The sequence below is a fragment of the Exobacillus caeni genome (genome assembly GCF_005747095.1).
GTDB classification, from domain to species: Bacteria; Bacillota; Bacilli; order Bacillales; family Guptibacillaceae; genus Exobacillus; species Exobacillus caeni.
In genome coordinates, this window is sequence record NZ_SWLG01000037.1 from 1 (window position 1) to 17726 (window position 17726).

The 17726-nt window shown below is 43.1% G+C and carries 20 protein-coding genes, 12 tRNA genes and 1 rRNA gene; 31 read left to right on the forward strand and 2 right to left on the reverse strand.

Annotated features, from left to right (window positions below):
- The first annotated feature begins 10 nt into the window (after nt 1-10).
- A complete protein-coding gene (locus FCL54_RS24880; RefSeq protein ID WP_425467172.1) occupies nt 11-118 on the forward strand; it encodes an IS3 family transposase in 108 nt (35 codons plus the stop codon).
- A 179-nt stretch (nt 119-297) separates the two neighbouring features.
- On the opposite strand, the gene FCL54_RS23290 is transcribed toward FCL54_RS24880, so the two are convergent.
- Nucleotides 298-1044, reverse strand: coding sequence for a rhomboid family intramembrane serine protease (locus FCL54_RS23290; RefSeq protein ID WP_138129680.1), 747 nt, complete (start codon nt 1042-1044; stop codon nt 298-300).
- 606 nt (nt 1045-1650) lie between these two features.
- Between FCL54_RS23290 and acpS the strand changes: the two genes are divergently transcribed.
- The 16 genes from acpS (at nt 1651) to FCL54_RS23365 (ending at nt 15075) form a co-directional block, all read left to right on the forward strand.
- Complete coding sequence (gene acpS / locus FCL54_RS23295) at nt 1651-2007, forward strand: holo-ACP synthase (RefSeq protein WP_138129681.1); 357 nt, start codon at nt 1651-1653, stop codon at nt 2005-2007.
- Between the two features lie 58 nt (nt 2008-2065).
- The gene (locus FCL54_RS23300) at nt 2066-3595 is read left to right on the forward strand and encodes an NAD(P)H-hydrate dehydratase (protein WP_138129682.1); all 1530 of its coding nucleotides are present in this window, start codon (nt 2066-2068) and stop codon (nt 3593-3595) included.
- Between the two features lie 77 nt (nt 3596-3672).
- Complete coding sequence (locus tag FCL54_RS23305; RefSeq protein ID WP_138129683.1) at nt 3673-4674, forward strand: LolA family protein; 1002 nt, start codon at nt 3673-3675, stop codon at nt 4672-4674.
- 696 nt (nt 4675-5370) lie between these two features.
- The gene (locus FCL54_RS24225) at nt 5371-5544 is read left to right on the forward strand and encodes a hypothetical protein (RefSeq protein WP_171016992.1); all 174 of its coding nucleotides are present in this window, start codon (nt 5371-5373) and stop codon (nt 5542-5544) included.
- Nucleotides 5545-5646: 102 nt separating this feature from the next.
- Nucleotides 5647-6816 carry an alanine racemase gene (gene alr / locus FCL54_RS23310; protein ID WP_138129684.1) on the forward strand — a complete coding sequence of 390 codons (1170 nt, stop codon included), beginning with the start codon at nt 5647-5649 and terminating at the stop codon, nt 6814-6816.
- A gap of 126 nt (nt 6817-6942) precedes the next feature.
- Nucleotides 6943-7227: a CopG family ribbon-helix-helix protein gene (locus FCL54_RS23315; protein ID WP_138129685.1), complete on the forward strand. Its 285-nt coding sequence runs from the start codon at nt 6943-6945 to the stop codon at nt 7225-7227.
- Nucleotides 7228-7231: 4 nt separating this feature from the next.
- Nucleotides 7232-7582, forward strand: coding sequence for a type II toxin-antitoxin system PemK/MazF family toxin (locus tag FCL54_RS23320; RefSeq protein WP_138129686.1), 351 nt, complete (start codon nt 7232-7234; stop codon nt 7580-7582).
- Nucleotides 7583-7821: 239 nt separating this feature from the next.
- Entirely contained in the window at nt 7822-8643 is an 822-nt protein-coding gene (locus FCL54_RS23325; RefSeq protein WP_138129687.1) for an RsbT co-antagonist protein RsbRA, read from the forward strand.
- A 12-nt stretch (nt 8644-8655) separates the two neighbouring features.
- Nucleotides 8656-9012 carry an STAS domain-containing protein gene (locus FCL54_RS23330; RefSeq protein WP_138129688.1) on the forward strand — a complete coding sequence of 119 codons (357 nt, stop codon included), beginning with the start codon at nt 8656-8658 and terminating at the stop codon, nt 9010-9012.
- A 4-nt stretch (nt 9013-9016) separates the two neighbouring features.
- On the forward strand, nt 9017-9418 hold the full coding sequence (locus FCL54_RS23335; RefSeq protein ID WP_138129689.1) for an anti-sigma regulatory factor: 402 nt from the start codon (nt 9017-9019) through the stop codon (nt 9416-9418).
- Between the two features lie 14 nt (nt 9419-9432).
- Nucleotides 9433-10443, forward strand: a complete 1011-nt coding sequence (locus FCL54_RS23340; protein ID WP_138129690.1) for a PP2C family protein-serine/threonine phosphatase — start codon at nt 9433-9435, stop codon at nt 10441-10443.
- A 78-nt stretch (nt 10444-10521) separates the two neighbouring features.
- A complete protein-coding gene (locus FCL54_RS23345) occupies nt 10522-10851 on the forward strand; it encodes an STAS domain-containing protein (protein ID WP_138129691.1) in 330 nt (109 codons plus the stop codon).
- Entirely contained in the window at nt 10848-11333 is a 486-nt protein-coding gene (gene rsbW, locus FCL54_RS23350; protein ID WP_171016993.1) for an anti-sigma B factor RsbW, read from the forward strand. The genes FCL54_RS23345 and rsbW overlap by 4 nt, the downstream gene beginning before the upstream one ends.
- Complete coding sequence (sigB, locus tag FCL54_RS23355; protein ID WP_138129692.1) at nt 11299-12087, forward strand: RNA polymerase sigma factor SigB; 789 nt, start codon at nt 11299-11301, stop codon at nt 12085-12087. Before rsbW ends, sigB begins: the two co-directional genes overlap by 35 nt.
- Nucleotides 12084-12686 carry a PP2C family serine/threonine-protein phosphatase gene (locus FCL54_RS23360; RefSeq protein WP_138129693.1) on the forward strand — a complete coding sequence of 201 codons (603 nt, stop codon included), beginning with the start codon at nt 12084-12086 and terminating at the stop codon, nt 12684-12686. Before sigB ends, FCL54_RS23360 begins: the two co-directional genes overlap by 4 nt.
- A 229-nt stretch (nt 12687-12915) precedes the next feature.
- Nucleotides 12916-15075, forward strand: coding sequence for a Tex family protein (locus tag FCL54_RS23365; RefSeq protein ID WP_138129697.1), 2160 nt, complete (start codon nt 12916-12918; stop codon nt 15073-15075).
- A gap of 40 nt (nt 15076-15115) precedes the next feature.
- Here the strand turns inward: FCL54_RS23365 and cmpA are convergent, their stop codons facing one another.
- Entirely contained in the window at nt 15116-15229 is a 114-nt protein-coding gene (gene cmpA, locus FCL54_RS23370; RefSeq protein ID WP_138129694.1) for a cortex morphogenetic protein CmpA, read from the reverse strand.
- 123 nt (nt 15230-15352) lie between these two features.
- On the opposite strand from cmpA, the gene FCL54_RS23375 reads away from it, so the two are divergent.
- The 14 genes from FCL54_RS23375 to FCL54_RS23440 form a co-directional block, all read left to right on the forward strand.
- The gene (locus FCL54_RS23375) at nt 15353-15808 is read left to right on the forward strand and encodes a SprT family protein (protein ID WP_138129695.1); all 456 of its coding nucleotides are present in this window, start codon (nt 15353-15355) and stop codon (nt 15806-15808) included.
- Between the two features lie 176 nt (nt 15809-15984).
- Nucleotides 15985-16059 (forward strand) — tRNA-Asn (locus FCL54_RS23380).
- Nucleotides 16060-16066: 7 nt separating this feature from the next.
- A tRNA-Ser gene (locus FCL54_RS23385) sits at nt 16067-16157 on the forward strand.
- 7 nt (nt 16158-16164) lie between these two features.
- Nucleotides 16165-16239 (forward strand) — tRNA-Glu (locus FCL54_RS23390).
- Nucleotides 16240-16264: 25 nt separating this feature from the next.
- Nucleotides 16265-16340, forward strand: a tRNA-Asp gene (locus tag FCL54_RS23395).
- Nucleotides 16341-16349: 9 nt separating this feature from the next.
- Nucleotides 16350-16424, forward strand: a tRNA-Gln gene (locus FCL54_RS23400).
- 317 nt (nt 16425-16741) lie between these two features.
- Nucleotides 16742-16817 (forward strand) — tRNA-Lys (locus FCL54_RS23405).
- Nucleotides 16818-16824: 7 nt separating this feature from the next.
- Nucleotides 16825-16910 (forward strand) — tRNA-Leu (locus tag FCL54_RS23410).
- Between the two features lie 38 nt (nt 16911-16948).
- Nucleotides 16949-17034, forward strand: a tRNA-Leu gene (locus tag FCL54_RS23415).
- A gap of 13 nt (nt 17035-17047) precedes the next feature.
- Nucleotides 17048-17124, forward strand: a tRNA-Arg gene (locus FCL54_RS23420).
- A 5-nt stretch (nt 17125-17129) separates the two neighbouring features.
- Nucleotides 17130-17206 (forward strand) — tRNA-Pro (locus FCL54_RS23425).
- A 17-nt stretch (nt 17207-17223) separates the two neighbouring features.
- Nucleotides 17224-17297, forward strand: a tRNA-Gly gene (locus FCL54_RS23430).
- A 5-nt stretch (nt 17298-17302) separates the two neighbouring features.
- Nucleotides 17303-17379 (forward strand) — tRNA-Ile (locus tag FCL54_RS23435).
- A 251-nt stretch (nt 17380-17630) separates the two neighbouring features.
- A 16S ribosomal RNA gene (locus FCL54_RS23440) occupies nt 17631-17726 on the forward strand; the annotation flags it as partial.

The following is a 17726-nucleotide window of genomic DNA, read 5'->3' on the forward strand; positions in this document are numbered from 1 at the left end:
AGAAACAGAGATACGACAAGCAATCGAGGATTATATATACCACTATAACTACAGGCGTTTTCAGAAGAAATTAAAGCAACGCGCGCCGATTGAGTATCGACACGCGTTGGCAGCTTAGTTTTTTTGTGTTGTCTACTTGACAGGGTTAAGACCAGACCCGGTTTTTGTTGTGGTATAGGAATATAACTTTTTAACAGAGGAGAATGCCCGGCGTCCTTGAAAAGTTTAAGAATACAGATAAGCGCAATTTCGCCTCTGTCTTCCCCTGAAGGCTTGCCGATCGGCGAGTACTTCTTCCTAGCGTAATAAAAATCCTGCGATCACCAGAACGATGAAGAAGCCCCATAAGATCTTTTTTACAACAGGCGGTACCCGCCTCCGATATTTCCAGCGGTTTGGGTTAAAGCTGACTTCATCCGGATTTGTTCTTCTGGCATAGACTGTCGGCCGGGAATAGAAACGTTTTGCACCCACCAACAGAAGAGGAGCCAGAACCGCACCGCCGATCAACCCGAATAAATGGCCCAGTATATTAATGTTAGGACTGATGAATGTCATGATTAGCCCGATACCAAGTATGGTTAAAATAAGTTGTGAATTGGCCTGGTCAATTAGCTCTTTTCGATTGATGGCCATATACAGATAGATGCCGAATAAACCAAAGATAGCACCGGACGCTCCAACATGGCTAAAGTATGGATCCTCAAGGTAAAATGCTGCCACATTTGCTATGAGGCCGGCCCCGAAATAACCGACAAGGAATTTTACTTTTCCAAGCATTTGTTCCAGGGCAGGGCCGAACAAATAAAGCGAGAAGGAATTGAACAGCACATGTGCAAACCCGCCGTGAAGGAAAATAGGCGTAACAAGCCTCCAATATTCTCCTCTTGCAATCAATCCGTTTTGTCCAACCCCCAATTGTAAGAGCGATTGGAAGCCGAGGAGGTATATTAAGACAAAAAGCAGAAGGTTTATAGCGATAAGAATAGAGACTAATGGATAGTAACGAAGAAAGGAACGGAAGTCTTCGTTTCGTATAAACATCGGGTTTAACCCCCTTTTATCTTTCTTTAGGTATAGTGTAGCACAGGTGGAAGGTGTCTACTATTAACTAGGTATATGAGAAAATAATCGGGGTATTCAATATAGAAAGAGACTTTAGATAAGTCGTCTTCTTTGGCTGAAATTTGTTCCATAGCATTGCCCTTTGTGCATGAAGCATCATACATGCGAGCTTGACGCTGCTTTACGCACAAAAGAGGGGGTCGCTTCGCTTTTTGCTTAGCAAAAACTATAACAATAAAACCAGGGGCTTAGACTCTGTTAGACTGTGTTATAGGTCATTTGTTCCGCTATTATAAGGAAATCCATCTTTCCTTTAGTTTTATAGGTCATATAATCCTTTATTTCGTTTTTATTGGCCTTTATCTTGCTGTTTTTTATCAAATAGAGGAACAGATGACCTATAATTTTTTAAAAACTGCTTTTTTTATACAAATAGCGGAACAGATGACCTCAAATTTTACTGTCTGCCAAACTGGAACGGTCTATCCATTTTCTCATGCTGGTCGGCCGTATTACTCTTCACACTAATACTACAAAGTTCACCGAATCAGCTTACATAAAAGATCAGAAGAAAGGAAAGAAGTCATGATTATAGGTACGGGGATTGATATTGTTGAGATCGAGCGGATCAAAGGCTCTTTTGAGCGGAATGAACGGTTTGCTGATAGGATTTTGACGGAGGGGGAAAAGGATAAATTCAACACGCTTAGCGGACACCGGAAAATGGAATTCCTTGCGGGAAGGTTTGCTGCAAAGGAAGCATTTGCAAAGGCGAAAGGAACCGGGATCGGGGAGCTAAGCTTTAAAGATATTGAGGTTTTAAATGATGCTTCTGGTGCCCCTTTTATAAAGTCTGAGACGAAAGACAACGTGCATCTTTCCATTTCGCACAGTAAACATTATGCGGTTGCCCAGGTTATTCTTGAAAGCTCGTCATGCTAGTCTGCATATTGGATGAAGTTGTCTCATATATTTGTAACACGGTTGGGAGGGACCTGTTGTGAGAGTCGTAACTGCAAGGGAAATGTACGAAGCAGATCGCATTGCTGCGGAAGAAATTGGATTAAGTGGAGTTACGTTAATGGAAAATGCCGGTCATGCAATATGCAGAAAGCTCGAGGAGTGGATTGTTAGAGAAGAACGGATTGCTATTCTGGTCGGCGCTGGAAATAACGGGGGAGACGGTTTTGTCGTAGCCAGGATTTTAAAGAGCCGTGGGTTCAAGGTGGATGTGTGGGTAGCTCCTAACAGGGATAAAATCAAAGGCGATGCAGCAGAACACAGGGATATATTTCTTAGAGCGGGATATTCTCCTTATTACTATGAAACAAACGAAAAAGAATTCTACGAACATCTGCCAGCTTATTCTGTTATCATCGATTGTTTGTTAGGGATCGGAATAAAGGGGGAAATCCGTTCTCCGTATAACGAGATTATTTCCGCTGTGAACAAATGTTCAGCAAAGGTAATCGCTGTTGATCTTCCTAGTGGGGTGGCTGCTGATGGAACTGTGCCGAATGGCCAGGAACCTATTAGGGCAAACAGAACGATCACCCTGCAATATCCAAAAACAGGAGCATTTACCTTTCCTGCGGCTTCTTACTATGGAACGATCTCCAGAGTCGATATCGGGATTCCGCCTAAAGCGTTCCGTTCTGATCAGGTTCGCCTTCTCTGGCAAGAAGAGGCTGTAAAAAGCACGTTGCCTGTAAGAGACCCTTCTTCGCATAAAGGAAGCCATGGGAAGGGGCTAATAATCGGCGGATCACGTGAAATGACTGGAGCTCCGATGATGACGGCAATGGCTGCATATCGAGCTGGTGCAGGTTTGATTACGGTAGCAGTTCCAGATGTGATTTTGCCGGTGGCTGCAGCTTCCATGCTAGAAGCGATGTACAAACCGATGCCATCTGATGAAGGCTCTTTTTCCGGGAGCGAAATGCCTGATCTGGAGGCTTACCATGCAGTAGCCGTCGGTCCGGGTATGGGGAGAGGGAAGGGGAGCGCAGCGATTGTCAAACGCTTGTTAGAAGAAGACATACCGCTTCTTATTGATGCAGATGGACTTTTTCATCTTTCTTCCTTTCTAGAAATGCTGGAAAGGAGAAACGGCATCACGATCCTTACTCCACATCCCGGAGAAATGGCAAGGCTGCTAAACTGCTCCATCGGCTACGTTCAAAGCAATCGTTTTGAAGTATCCAGGGATTTTGCTGTTAAGTATGGAGTATTCCTTGTATTAAAAGGTCCGTTCACGATTGTTACCACTCCTAATGGAGAGCAATTCGTGAACACAACGGGCAATGCTTCACTTGCAAAAGGAGGCAGCGGAGATGTGCTCGCCGGGACCATATTTGGTTTTATGTTGCAGGATGATAAAACCCAGTCAGCGATAAGCAATGCTGTATATGTCCACGGAGGCATCGCGGATAACCTGGTAGCAACTGCCCATTCTCTTATGGACGTGATGGCAACCGACATTATTAACGGCATCCCACTTTTTCTTCGTACATTTTTCCAGGAAGTATAATCCTAACTTCTTGCTGGTGAGACTCTCTTCAGGGAAACCCTTCTTTGTCGTTTAAATGAGGCAAAGGAGTTGAAATGATGAAAAGGATCGGATCCATCCTCTTAGTAGGATTGATATTTATGGTTGTCCTTTCGGGCTGCGGACAGAAGAGTCAGGAAGATGTCATGTCATCGATTGATAAAAAACTCAATGAACTGGAAAGCTATCGAGTTAACGCTCAAATGACGCTTGAAACAGGAGAAGAACCACAAAAATACGATGTAGAAATCTGGTACAAGAAACCTAGTTTTTACCGGGTGAAATTAAAAAATGCAAACCAGGAACAGAACCAGATTATCCTTAGGAATGACGAGGGTGTGTTTGTATTGACCCCGGCGCTAAACAAAAGTTTTCGTTTCCAGAGTGACTGGCCTGAAAATGGAAGCCAGGCTTACCTCTACAATACACTGGCAAGCGACATTTTAAATGACTCCGATGCTGGATTCGAGGCAAAAGAAAACGATTATGTTTTTGACACAAAAGCAAATTACCAGAATAAAAACCTCGCAAGACAGGAAATTACGTTAAAGAAAAAGGATCTTGCACCGAAGCAGGTAAAGATTCTAAACCAGGATATGAAAGTGCTTGTCACAGTAGATTTCTCAAAAATGGAATTCAATCCAAAGTTTGATAAAGATGCATTTGATATGGAGCGAAACATGACGGCAGCCCAATTAGAGGTTCCGGTGATAGCGGCAAATTCTGCGCCGTTAGAAGTGCTTTATCCGATGTATGAACCACAGGGAACAGGCTTAAGTGAACAAAAGGAAGTATCTGATGGGAAAGTTGTCTTAAGCTATACAGGCGAAAAATCGTTCACTCTGATTGAAGAAAAGAGTGAAACAGCTATGGAGACATCGGCTCCAGTACAAGTCTCTGCCGGTGAACCAGTTGACCTTGGATTTGCTGTTGGAGTGATGACAGATAATACGATCACATGGTCCCATAACGGGGTCGATTACTTCCTTGCTTCAAATGATCTATCAAAAGAAGAAATGGCCTCTGTTGCCCGTTCCGTTTATGGCACTACAGTAAAATAAAGTTTCCCACAACAGGTTCAGCGGCACAGCATGCTGAACCTGTTTTTATAGCAGCAAGAAATGTCTAGGCGTAATGCCCCTCGATAATTATTTGATCTTAGTATTTTGGAAACAACTCCTCCTCTTCGCTTTTACCACCTGCCAAACGGTGTGGTTATTTAAAAAGGCTGTTTTTAAAGGATTGTTGTTTTTGCACAAAAGCGATAAACTGCGACATAACGGATGGATGACCGCTGCGGAAATACACTACGCTTTCCGCGGGCTCGCGCTGAGCCTCCTCACTCGCAAAAAACGCTCCTTGCGGGGTCTCAACGTCTTCGCTGTCCCGCAGGAGTCTACGTGTATTTCCTCCGCTGAGTTATACTTTGGCGTTCAACATCTTTGAAAAACATCAATTGATTGGAGCAAAGGGCAGTCGACTCCTCGAAAATGTATTCACATTTCCTTCGTGCGATGTAACGCTGCCGAAGCCTTCCTTGTCCTGCGGGAAAAGCAACAGCTGAAGATCCCGCAGTGTTGAAAGATGGAGGCGAACGCCAAGAGACGTATGGATTGGACTGAACCGCATGGAGATAAGAAACAACGACGAACGAAAGAGAGTCGATGTTGCCTTATCGCAAGGAGGTGAGGGAAATCCACTAGTCTCTGTGAGCCGGAACTAGACAGGCGGTTTTTGCTGACGAGGAAGCTGAAGCGTTGCCCGTGGAAAGCGAACTGCCCGGAGTGGAAATCAATGTTGCTATTGCGTCGCAGTTTATCTCAAATGTGAAGCTTATAAAGCAACATTGGTTTGCGAAAAGAGCCTTTAAAAAAGAAGTGGATTGCCAGCCTGAAATGGCTGTTTTTGATTACAGGTCTTATCTATTTTAATTGCATTCTTCGTTTCTAGAATCTTATAATACGCTTAAGAGAAACCGGAAAGAAAAAATAGCGAAGAGAAATTATAACAGATGCGGAAGGAGGTTCTTTTTGATGGAAGATCCGTTTTACAGAGATACATGGGCAGAAATTGACCTTGACGCGATTGAAGAAAACATTGCAGCATTCAAAAAGCACCTTCCTCAGGAAACAGGCATTATGGCCGTTGTTAAAGCGAATGCGTATGGGCACGGATCATTTGAGGTGGCAAAACAGGCGATCGCCGCGGGTGCTTCTTATCTTGCGGTTGCATTATTAGATGAGGCGATCGCATTAAGAGAGAAAGGGATCACTCATCCGATTTTAGTGTTGGGTTGGGTTCGTCCAGAATATGCCGGTCTTGCTGCTAAACTAGATGTAACCCTAACAGTTTTCCAGGAAGAATGGATTCAAAAGGCAGCATCTTTAATAGATACGAAACCATTAAAGCTACATTTGAAAATGGATACCGGAATGGGAAGAATTGGTATAAAGGCGGAAAAAGAAGCTAAACTGATACTATCAGCTTTATTTGATAACAAAGATAAATTTGTGCTGGAGGGAGTTTTTACACACTTTGCAACTGCTGATGAACCGGGCAACAGCTTTGTTGAGGAACAAAACAAAACGTTCGGCGCTATGCTTGGATGGCTTAAGGAAGAGGGAGCTGTTCCACCTATTATCCATACAAGCAATAGTGCAGCTACTGCAAGGTTTCCGGAAAGGGCCCGCAGTATCGCACGGGTGGGAATCTCTATGTACGGGTTAGCCCCTTCAGAAGAACTGGCAGGGAATTTTCCATTTCCGCTTAAGCCGGCATTCTCGTTGCATAGCAGGCTTGTTCATGTGAAACAGATGTCAGAAGGTGAACCGGTCAGTTATGGTTCTACCTATAAAACAAGTGAGGGAGAATGGATAGGGACGATCCCGGTAGGATATGCCGATGGCTGGATCCGCAAAATAGGCAGTGAAGGCCATGTGCTGGTTAACGGGGGAAAAGCGCCGATCGTAGGAAGAATATGCATGGATCAGTTCATGGTCCGCCTCCCGAGGCAACTGGAAGTCGGTACAAAGGTGACTTTGATCGGCAGGCAAAGAGACAGCTGTATTTCAGTGGACGACATTGCCCGTCAATTAGAAACAATTAATTATGAAATACCATGTATGATAAGCAGCCGCGTTCCGAGAATCTTTATGAAAAAGGACAAAAAAGTTGGCGTTATGAATACTATTTTAAAAAAATAGAAAAATAAAAGCAGGAATTTGCAAGATTATGGTGAAATCTATTTTAGAAGTTACTTTGCAAAGTGGTTTTTCCAATGGTAAACTAAACAATGGAACATAAAAAGAGTAGCTGTGCTTCGGAGGTGTATGTTTGTGGCGGATGCAAACAAAAAATCGATTGTGATCACATTACCACAACACTTATTAAACGAGGTGGATGGTTTCATCCAGCGCGAGCAGGTAGATCGGAATGAGTTTATCTCTCAAGCAACATCAATGTATCTTCGCGAACATAAGAAACGTCACATTCGTGAAGCGATGCGACAAGGGTACATGGAAATGGCTAAAATCAATTTGAATATCGCATCAGAAGCCTTTCTTGCTGAGGAGGAAGCAGATCACACCCTGGACCGCTTAGTTAGCGGGGTGTAATGATTTGATAGTTAAACGAGGCGATGTGTATTTTGCTGATCTATCCCCCGTTGTGGGCTCAGAGCAAGGAGGGATAAGGCCTGTTCTGATTATCCAGAATGATATTGGCAACCGGTTTAGCCCAACAGTCATTGTGGCAGCAATTACCGCCCAAATTCAAAAAGCGAAGTTGCCCACTCACGTGGAGATCAATGCTAAGAAATATGGTTTCGAACGTGACTCGGTCATTTTGCTCGAACAGATTCGTACGATCGATAAACAGAGGCTGACAGATAAAATCACCCATCTTGATGATGGTATGATGAATCGGGTGGAAGAAGCGCTGCAAATCAGCCTGGGTCTTATTGACTTCTAAAACTGAACTATACAAAACAAGGGGTTGCTCATAGAGCAGCTTTTTTGTTTTGCTTAATTCTACATAAGTAGAAGGTTTTTAATAAGGACTGTCGAATTTTATGGAGAATAATCCGGAAAAGTTAACGAGTGGAAAATACGTGCATTTTCTCCATTTATATGTTTTAATCGCATATTAATTGCAGTAATCCGCAGATAATGAAATAATTGGTGGAAGAGAAACGTAAAGGGAGGAGCAACATGGACAAGCTTATTATTCAAATGTTTAATAAAAACAGGCAGGAAATCTTCAATCGGTGGATGGAAGAAATGGAAAGCATCCGTGAAGATCACCGGCTTCAAAATATATCTGATAAGGCCTATAAAGACACAAATGTTGAATTCTTTAACATTATTTTCGCTCACCTTGAACGTAATGAATATAAAGCGAACGATGAGTTGACGGATTTTGCGGAAAAACTTTTCCAATTAGGATGGCGCTTAAGTTATTTGACCCAGGGACTTCAAAACTTCCGCAGGATTATTCTGAGCGTACTATTCGATACAGAAAAATCCAGTACGAAAGTTTTCGACATGTTTGATGAAATAGATCGCTGGATCGATCCGATTATAAACCAGTTGATCAACGAAAGCGCGAAAAATTGGGAAAACACAGTTTCCATACAAAAAGTTGCTCTTCAAGAATTGTCAGCTCCTTTAATCCCTGTTTTTGAAAATATTAGTGTAATGCCGTTGATTGGAACGATCGACACAGAACGGGCCAAGTTAATTATGGAGAACCTCCTTACCGGAGTAATAAAGCATCGATCCCAGGTTATTTTGATCGATATTACAGGGGTGCCTGTAGTTGATACGATGGTTGCTCACCATATTATTCAGGCATCTGAAGCGGTACGGCTTGTTGGCGCCCAGTGCATCCTTGTTGGAATTCGCCCTGAAATTGCCCAGACGATTGTAAATCTTGGAATAGACCTTGGACAATTCCCGACGAAAAGCACGTTGTATAAAGGGATGCAATCGGCGCTTGAAATGACAAAAAGAAAAATAACTGAGACTGAATAGGAGGGTTCCGGAGTGCGTATTCCCATTTTAAAACTGCATGAATACCTTTTAATTACAATTCAAGTAGATTTAGATGATAAGACAGCTCTTCAATTTCAAGAAGACTTATTGGAAAAAATCCATAACACAGGTGCGAAAGGTGTAGTGATCGACCTGACATCCGTGGATATGATCGACTCCTTTATTGCAAAGGTGTTGGGCGATGTTGTAAGAATGTCAAATTTAATGGGGGCTAAAGTTGTCCTGACCGGAATACAACCTGCTGTTGCAATTACATTAATCGACCTCGGGATCATGCTTAAAAATGTCCCGACTGCATTAGATTTAGAACAGGGGTTAGATAAACTAAAACAGGAATTGGGGGGATAGTGATATGAACATCCAATCCTGTGTGGAAGTACGAAACGAGTGGGATATCGTAAAAGCCAGACAAGAAGGCCGCAACATTGCAAAAGAACTTGGTTTTGGAAGTGTGGACCAGGCACGAATCACCACCGCAATCTCCGAATTGGCAAGAAACATTTATTTGTATGCCGGAAAAGGGCGGATTGAAATCAGCAACTTAGATTCCTCAGGTAAAATTGGACTGCGTATTATCGCTTCCGATGATGGACCCGGAATAAAGGATATTCGAAAAGTGATGGAAGATGGATTTACTACATCCGGCGGACTTGGAGCAGGCCTGCCCGGGGTGAAACGCCTTATGGATGAGTTCTCTATAGATTCAAAAGAAAATGAAGGTACAGAAATCATTACGACCAAATGGCTCCGATAAGGAGGACAGTCTAAATGGACGACCGAGAAATTCAGCTAAGACGTTACAAATCAATATTATCGAAATATCTTGACGACCAGAGTGAGCAAACGTTATATAAAGGGCAGCAGTTCAGCCGGAAAATGATTGAGCAAAAAATATCTCCCGAAGAAGCGGTCAGTTTGCACGTGAGCGCTATGGAATCTCTGTATCCAGATATGCCCCAGGAGTTTAAGAACTCCTATGCCTTTCTTCTGGAAATGATGATCGGATACGGGTTTGCATATAGAGAACATCAAAGCCTCAGGAGCAGGCAGCAACAACTTGAAACAGAGATCGAGATTGCAGCCAACATGCAGCAGACGCTCTTAATGGGCGAAATGCCAACTGTAGAAAGCCTGGATATCGGGGCAGTAAGTAAGCCTGCAAAGAAGATGAACGGGGATTACTACCACTTCGTGCAGGATGAAAATGATTGTGTCAGTGTGGCGATAGCCGATGTTATCGGGAAAGGGATCCCGGCTGCTCTTTGTATGTCCATGATCAAATATGCCATGGACAGTGCACCTGAACAGCGGATGCAGCCCAGTGCGATGCTTGGCAATTTAAACAGGGTTGTCGAGCAGAACGTAGACCCGAATATGTTTATTACGATGTTTTACGGCCTTTATGATTCGTTTAATCATCGTTTCTATTATAGTGGAGCCGGTCACGAACCGGGCTTCTTTTATAATGCGGAGAATGATGATTTTGGAGAACTATATACAAAAGGTTTAGTATTAGGCGTGTCAAAAAAGCCAAACTATAGAGAGTACAGTAAAGACCTGCAAAAAGGAGATATGATTGTGCTGCTATCCGACGGCGTAACTGAATGCCGTTCAAGCAAAGGGTTTATTGAGCGGGATGAAATTGTTGCTATGATCCGCTCCAACCTCCACCTGTCAGCACAGGAAATCGTAAATACTGTCTATCGAGAACTTGAGAAAATGCAAGAGTTTGAGTTACGGGATGATTTTACTTTATTGATTTTGCGAAGAAAGGTTTAACTTTTTGAAAGTCGGGTAAATACCTTTTATGGATAGAACCATGGAAGTAGAACCAGCTTAATAGGGGGTAAAAAAACCATGAATTTGCAAATAAAACAAGAAGATCAGGATAATATACATGAACTATCGCTTTCAGGGGAAGTAGACGCTTTTACTGCTCCACAGTTAAGGGAAAAGTTGATGCCATTAACTGAAAAAGAAGGCGAAACAATCGTTGTAAAACTAGCAAATGTTAATTATATGGATAGCACAGGGCTAGGTGTGTTTGTTGGAGCGTTGAAATCCTCGAAGCAAAATAACAGTACACTTAAACTAACCGGTATGACAAGCCGTGTTCATCGGCTATTTGAAATTACCGGCTTAGATGAGGTTATAGACATCGAAGACGTTAAGGGGGGCTCGGTATGACCATGACCTCAGACTTTGTGGAAATGAAGATACCTGCAGAACCCGAGTATGTAGGTGTAGTACGATTAACGGTTTCTGGAATTGCGAATCGTATGGGATATTCTTATGACGATATTGAAGATATAAAGATCGCTGTTTCAGAAGCCTGTACGAATGCAGTCAATCATGCTTATCCCGAAGAGGAAGTAGGACAGGTCACAGTTGGCTTCGGCGTGTACGAAGACCGACTGGAAGTAATGGTGCTGGACCGCGGAAAAAGCTTTAACTTTGAAGAAATCCAGGGCAAGCTTGGTCCGGTGAATAGTGAAAAATCCATCGAACAGCTAAACGAGGGAGGTTTAGGACTGTTCTTGATTGAATCCTTAATGGACAAGGTGGAAATCAGTGGAGAGGACGGGGTTGTTGTGATGATGACTAAGTTCCTTCACAGAGATGGGGTGGAAGTGGATGCCAGCAAAGTCTCATCATCACCACAACAATGATCACATATACGAATGGATTGACGAGTATCAGGCGAATCCCCAAAATGAGGAAGTTCAGCTAAAACTAGTTGAAAATTATCAAGACCTTGTCCAATCTCTTGCACGGAAATTTTCTAAGGGAAAAAGCATTCACGATGACCTCGTTCAAGTAGGCATGATCGGGCTTCTAGCTGCCCTAAAAAGGTTTGATCCTACATTCGGCCGTAGTTTTGAATCCTTTGCGGTTCCTACGATAGTGGGGGAAATCAAACGTTTTATTAGAGATAAAACATGGAGTGTTCATGTTCCTCGCCGTATTAAGGAGCTTGGGCCCCGCATTAAAAAAGCGGTAGAAGAATTAACAAATGATCTGCAGCGTTCTCCAAGAGTTGAGGAAATTGCTGAATATTTAGGGGCAACGGAAGAGGAAGTCCTGGAAACGATGGAGATGGGTAAAAGTTATCAGGCTCTATCTGTAGACAGCTCCATTGAAGCAGACCAGGAAGGAAGTACCGTTACATTGCTTGATTTGGTTGGCGACCAGGAAGATGGTTACGAACAAATTGACCAGCGGATGCTTTTGAAGAAAGCTTTTACTGTCCTTTCGGAACGTGAGCAGGAAATCTTACAGTACACATATTTTGAAAATATGAGCCAAAAAGAAACTGGAGAACGACTTGGCATTTCTCAAATGCACGTTTCAAGGTTACAGAGACGAGCTTTAGGGAAGTTACGGCAGGCGATTCGAATGGAACCAACGGAGGCTTTAAAATGATTGCCCACCATGATTTTAACCAGATTAAGATCTCGGCTTACCAACAACCAAAAAAAGGAAACCGAACTTGCGGTGACAGCTATTTTGTAAGTGAAACAGAAGAATATTTTATCTGTGCTGTAGCAGATGGGCTCGGCAGCGGAGACCTGGCTAAAGAATCTTCCGAGGCCGCAATCGCTGTTATTGAAAAACACCATGAGGAAGATGTTCAATCTATCATGGAAAGATGCAATGAAGAAATGCGAGGGAAAAGAGGTTCCGTTTTAACTCTGTTTAAAGTCGATTTTTCGACAAGAGAACTAAGTTTTTGTGGGATTGGAAACATCAACCTCGTGATATATCCTACAGATGGAACAGTTGTCAGGCCGATTTCTTATTCAGGTTATCTTTCGGGAAAAAAGCAAAGGTTTAAAGTTCAGACGTTGACGTATGAAGAAGGAGCATCCTTTATCGTATATTCGGATGGCGTGAAGATAAGCTCCAAGAATCAGGCGATGATTACTAAGATGAAGACCGTACGCGATGCCCTTCGTAATATAAATGAGATCATTACACCAGTTAATGATGATATAACATTTTTAATAGGCAAGACGAATTAGGTTAAAGTTTCTCCACAAGCCGGGGAAACTTTAATTTTTTTGTTTTGGGAATTTTAGAGGTGAACAAAGGTGTGTCGCTCTGTGGCAACATTTTTTTTAGGGAAGGGCAGATTGTTTATTCAAATCAAAACTTTCTTATGGAGAAGGGATTCGGTAAACTGTAGATAGTGATTATACAGCAAGAAAAAAGAGTAGTAAGAGGAGGCTGTCACAATTGGCTGAAACCGTTATGCTTGAAACGGATTTAATAAAAGGGCTTGCTGTTGAGTTAGGTTTAAAAACGAAGCAGCTTAACAATGTTATTTCACTGCTTGATGAAGGGAACACGGTTCCTTTCATCGCCAGGTATAGAAAAGAGCTCACAGGCGGACTGGATGAAGTCCATATCAGGACGATCATGGAGAAATGGAATTACATACAAAACCTGGAGACGCGAAAAGGTGAAGTAATCAGACTAATAGAAGAACAGGGTAAATTAACGGGAGAATTAAAAACAAAAATACAAAAAGCGCAAAAACTGCAGGAAGTGGAAGACCTTTATCGCCCGTATAAACAAAAGCGGAGAACAAAAGCGACTGTTGCGAAAGAAAAAGGCCTCGAACCGCTTGCGGAATGGTTTATTAATCTAAAGCAGACTGCGGATATCGAAAAGGAAGCGCAAAAGTATGTCTCAGAGGAAAATGAAGTCGGTTCCTCGGAGGAAGCCGTACAGGGTGCGCAGGATATTATTGCGGAATGGGTATCAGATAATGCGGAAAGCAGAAAGTGGATCCGGTCTGCAAGCTATAAAGAAGGATTACTTATAACAGAATTAAAAGACGAAGAAAAAGATGAAAAACAAATATACCAGATGTATTACGATTACAGAGAACCTATCTCGAAAATTGTTCCCCACCGGGTGCTTGCCGTTAACCGCGGTGAGAAGGAAGGGGTGTTAAAGGTTGGGATCGAACCTCCTGTAGAAAAAATCACCCAGTATTTAGAGAGAAAAGTAATAAAAGCATCTTCCTCTGCTGAAAACCTTATAAAAGAAGCGATCACAGACAGCTATAAGCGATTGATCCAGCCTTCAATCGAAAGGGAACTTCGAAAGGAGCTTACGGAGAAAGCGGAAGACCAGGCGATACACATTTTTTCTGAAAACCTGCATCACTTGCTCTTGCAGCCTCCTTTAAAAGGAAAAGTTGTTTTAGGTGTCGACCCTGCGTACAGAACAGGCTGTAAGCTAGCTGTTATCAGTGAAACGGGAAAAATGTTAAAAATCTCGATTATTTATCCGACGCCGCCTAAGTCTGAAGTGGAAAAATCAAAAGAAATCGTAAAAAGGCTTATCGATGAGTTTGATGTAGAGTTGATCGCGATCGGTAACGGAACGGCTTCACGGGAATCAGAACAGTTTATTGCAGAAACAATAAAAGAATTGAACCGGCCTTTAGCTTACCTTATTGTTAATGAAGCGGGGGCTAGTGTTTATTCTGCCTCAGATCTGGCGAGAGAAGAATTTCCTGATCTTCAGGTTGAAGAACGTTCAGCAGTATCGATCGCTCGACGGGTACAGGATCCTCTTGCTGAGCTTGTTAAGATTGATCCTAAGTCGGTTGGAGTGGGCCAGTACCAGCATGATGTTTCCCAGAAAAAGCTGAATGACCAGCTGACATTTGTCGTGGAAACGGCCGTTAACAAAGTAGGGGTGAACGTGAACACTTCCTCTGTTTCCCTTCTCCAGTATGTGGCAGGGCTATCGAAGTCCGTTGCCCAAAATATTGTGAAGGAACGGGATGAAAAAGGGAAGTTTGTGAATCGCAAACAGTTAAAAAAAGTGCCCCGTCTTGGAGCAAAAACGTATGAGCAATGTATCGGTTTCTTGCGTGTCTTTGAGGGTGAGCAGCCACTTGATGTAACGGACATTCATCCGGAAAGCTATAAAGATACCTTGAATCTGCTAAAAATGCTCGACCTTACAACGGAGGATCTGGGATCTGAAACGTTAATAAGCAAAGTGGATTCGCTCTCTATTCCAGACACTGCCCTGCAGCTAGAAGTTGGCGAGCCAACACTGGTCGATATTATCAACTCATTAAAAAAGCCTGGCAGAGACATGAGGGAAGAACTTTCTACACCGCTTCTTAAAACAGATGTCTTAAAAATGGAAGACTTAAAACCAGGTATGAAACTGGAAGGGACGGTAAGAAACGTTGTTGACTTTGGCGCATTTGTCGATATCGGGGTAAAACAGGATGGGCTGGTGCACATTTCTAAACTAACTAACCGCTTCGTCAAGCATCCGATGGATGTAGTGCATGTTGGAGAAGTAGTCACAGTCTGGGTCGATGATGTGGATTTAAAACGAGAGAGAATTGCTTTAACCATGATTGAACGTAATCAATAGTAAAACGAAAAAAAAGTAAAAATAAAAAAGGAAGCACAGCCTATGGGGTGTGTTTCCTTTTATAAAAAAACCAGCATTGATTTAACAGGCGGATCTGGTATCGGTCTTTGTTTAAATAAGCTTGCTTGAGTTGCTTTTTAAACCAGGTAGGCATTACCCAACCTCCTTTATACCGCATGAGTGAGAAGGAATAGTGTTATTTAGTGTATGACATACTGCTTGTTAGTGTTACTAGAGAGCCTGGTGAAAAATGATATTTAATGAGGAAGAATGAAAAATGGAACAAAAAGAACTGCAACAATTAGTAGAGAAAATTTCTAATGATTATTTTGGATTGCCCTTTAAACATGAGGCGAGGTTTAATGCAAGGCTGCGAACCACAGGAGGACGGTACTTGTTAAGGTCCCATGATATTGAATTAAACCCAAAACAGTTTAGCGTCTTCGGAATGCATGCATTAATCGGGATTATAAAACATGAGTTATGCCATTATCACCTTCACATTCAGGGGAAGGGATATAAACATCGGGACAGGGATTTTAAAGAGTTATTGAATCGAGTTGGCGGTTCTAGATATTGCGATAGCTTACCAGGTATAAGAAACACCGAAAAAGTGAAGTATATTTATCAGTGCAAAAATTGCACATTGCAATACAAAAGAAAAAGAAGAATCGATTTAAAGAAGTACGTTTGTGGAAAATGCCGCGGAAAACTGAAGATGATTTCCAGTTAACTCGGTTATTGACGTTCGTTTATGGATATGTTAAATTAATATAGTCTTTTGAAAAGGAAGCATGTCCAAACGAATGATATCCTAATATTAAAAGTTAAAAAGTTATTGACACTGTTTTGGTATTGAGGTATTATATTAAATGTCGCTAATGACGACATACATGAAAAACAAAACATTCCACAGTAGCTCAGTGGTAGAGCAATCGGCTGTTAACCGATCGGTCGTAGGTTCGAGTCCTACCTGTGGAGCCATTTTTATGGAGAAGTACCCAAGTGGCTGAAGGGGCGCCCCTGCTAAGGGTGTAGGTCGTGTAAGCGGCGCGAGGGTTCAAATCCCTCCTTCTCCGCCATCCAAACGGCCCGTTGGTCAAGTGGTTAAGACACCGCCCTTTCACGGCGGTAACACGGGTTCGAATCCCGTACGGGTCACCAACATTTTTGAAAGTTAGTCGACCACGGTCCCGTGGTGTAGGGGTCAACATGCCTGCCTGTCACGCAGGAGATCGCCGGTTCAAATCCGGTCGGGACCGCCATTTAAATGTTGGGCTATAGCCAAGCGGTAAGGCAACGGACTTTGACTCCGTCATGCGCTGGTTCGAATCCAGCTAGCCCAGCCATTTTTATTTTCATTATATAAAGCTTCAACTAAACTACGAGAGCCATTAGCTCAGCTGGCAGAGCAAAGAGCGACGCTACGCTGGAATGACGGCGATTTGTCCCGACACAGCCTACTTCAGTAGAAATACTGGAAGAGGAAGGGACATCGAAAATGAATAAGCTTCAACTAAACTACGAGAGCCATTAGCTCAGCTGGCAGAGCAAAGAGCGACGCTACGCTGAAATGACGGCGATTTGTCCCGACACAGCCTACTTCAGTAGAAATACTGGAAGAGGAAGGGACATCGAAAATGAATAAGCTTCAACTAAACTACGAGAGCCATTAGCTCAGCTGGCAGAGCATCTGACTTTTAATCAGAGGGTCGGAGGTTCGAATCCTCCATGGCTCACCATTTTTACGCGGGTGTGGCGGAATTGGCAGACGCGCTAGACTTAGGATCTAGTGTCTTTACGACGTGGGGGTTCAAGTCCCTTCACCCGCACCAATTCTTTCTTTTAGATATAGTAACGGTGTGGTTGTTTCGCGGTCGTGGCGGAATGGCAGACGCGCTAGCTTGAGGGGCTAGTGGGGGAGACCCCGTGGAGGTTCGAGTCCTCTCGACCGCACCAAAATATAATAGATGCGCCCGTAGCTCAATTGGATAGAGCGTCTGACTACGGATCAGAAGGTTAGGGGTTCGACTCCTCTCGGGCGCGCCATATTACGGGAAGTAGCTCAGCTTGGCAGAGCACTTGGTTTGGGACCAAGGGGTCGCAGGTTCAAATCCTGTCTTCCCGACCATTTCTTAAATTGTATATGCGGGTGTAGTTTAGTGGTAAAACCTCAGCCTTCCAAGCTGATGTCGTGGGTTCGATTCCCATCACCCGCTCCATTTATGGGCCTGTAGCTCAGCTGGTTAGAGCGCACGCCTGATAAGCGTGAGGTCGGTGGTTCGAGTCCACTCAGGCCCACCATAAATGTTATTGTTGACATAAATCAACGCAGTATGGTAATATTTTAAGGTACTGTTTAATGCAGTATTTTTTAAAACAATCGTTGTTGACTTCTGCGAAATGAGATGATATACTTAATCTTGTCGCTGAAAACGACAATGCGCATGAAGGGTTACTGGCTGAAGGCCATCACATCCTGTGCGTCGTAGTTCTTTGAAAACTGAACAAAACGCCAAGCGAATTAAGCTTTAAAGCTAGATTGAACTTATCTTTTATCGGAGAGTTTGATCCTGGCTCAGGACGAACGCTGGCGGCGTGCCTAATACATGCAAGTCGAGCGAAGAGATGGGAGCTTGCTCCCTGATCTT

Bases quoted from the DNA above. Each gene is read 5' to 3' on its own strand.
- FCL54_RS23360 (WP_138129693.1), top strand. From the start codon at position 12,084: ATGATTGCCCACCATGATTTTAACCAGATTAAGATCTCGGCTTACCAA.
- FCL54_RS23345 (WP_138129691.1), top strand. From the start codon at position 10,522: ATGAATTTGCAAATAAAACAAGAAGATCAGGATAATATACATGAACTA.
- FCL54_RS23325 (WP_138129687.1), top strand. From the start codon at position 7,822: ATGGACAAGCTTATTATTCAAATGTTTAATAAAAACAGGCAGGAAATC.
- FCL54_RS23340 (WP_138129690.1), top strand. From the start codon at position 9,433: ATGGACGACCGAGAAATTCAGCTAAGACGTTACAAATCAATATTATCG.
- acpS (WP_138129681.1), top strand. From the start codon at position 1,651: ATGATTATAGGTACGGGGATTGATATTGTTGAGATCGAGCGGATCAAA.
- rsbW (WP_171016993.1), top strand. From the start codon at position 10,848: ATGACCATGACCTCAGACTTTGTGGAAATGAAGATACCTGCAGAACCC.
- FCL54_RS23335 (WP_138129689.1), top strand. From the start codon at position 9,017: ATGAACATCCAATCCTGTGTGGAAGTACGAAACGAGTGGGATATCGTA.
- FCL54_RS23290 (WP_138129680.1), bottom strand. From the start codon at position 1,044: ATGTTTATACGAAACGAAGACTTCCGTTCCTTTCTTCGTTACTATCCA.
- cmpA (WP_138129694.1), bottom strand. From the start codon at position 15,229: ATGCCTACCTGGTTTAAAAAGCAACTCAAGCAAGCTTATTTAAACAAA.
- FCL54_RS23305 (WP_138129683.1), top strand. From the start codon at position 3,673: ATGAAAAGGATCGGATCCATCCTCTTAGTAGGATTGATATTTATGGTT.
- FCL54_RS23315 (WP_138129685.1), top strand. From the start codon at position 6,943: ATGTTTGTGGCGGATGCAAACAAAAAATCGATTGTGATCACATTACCA.
- FCL54_RS23375 (WP_138129695.1), top strand. From the start codon at position 15,353: ATGGAACAAAAAGAACTGCAACAATTAGTAGAGAAAATTTCTAATGAT.
- FCL54_RS23365 (WP_138129697.1), top strand. From the start codon at position 12,916: ATGCTTGAAACGGATTTAATAAAAGGGCTTGCTGTTGAGTTAGGTTTA.
- sigB (WP_138129692.1), top strand. From the start codon at position 11,299: ATGCCAGCAAAGTCTCATCATCACCACAACAATGATCACATATACGAA.
- alr (WP_138129684.1), top strand. From the start codon at position 5,647: ATGGAAGATCCGTTTTACAGAGATACATGGGCAGAAATTGACCTTGAC.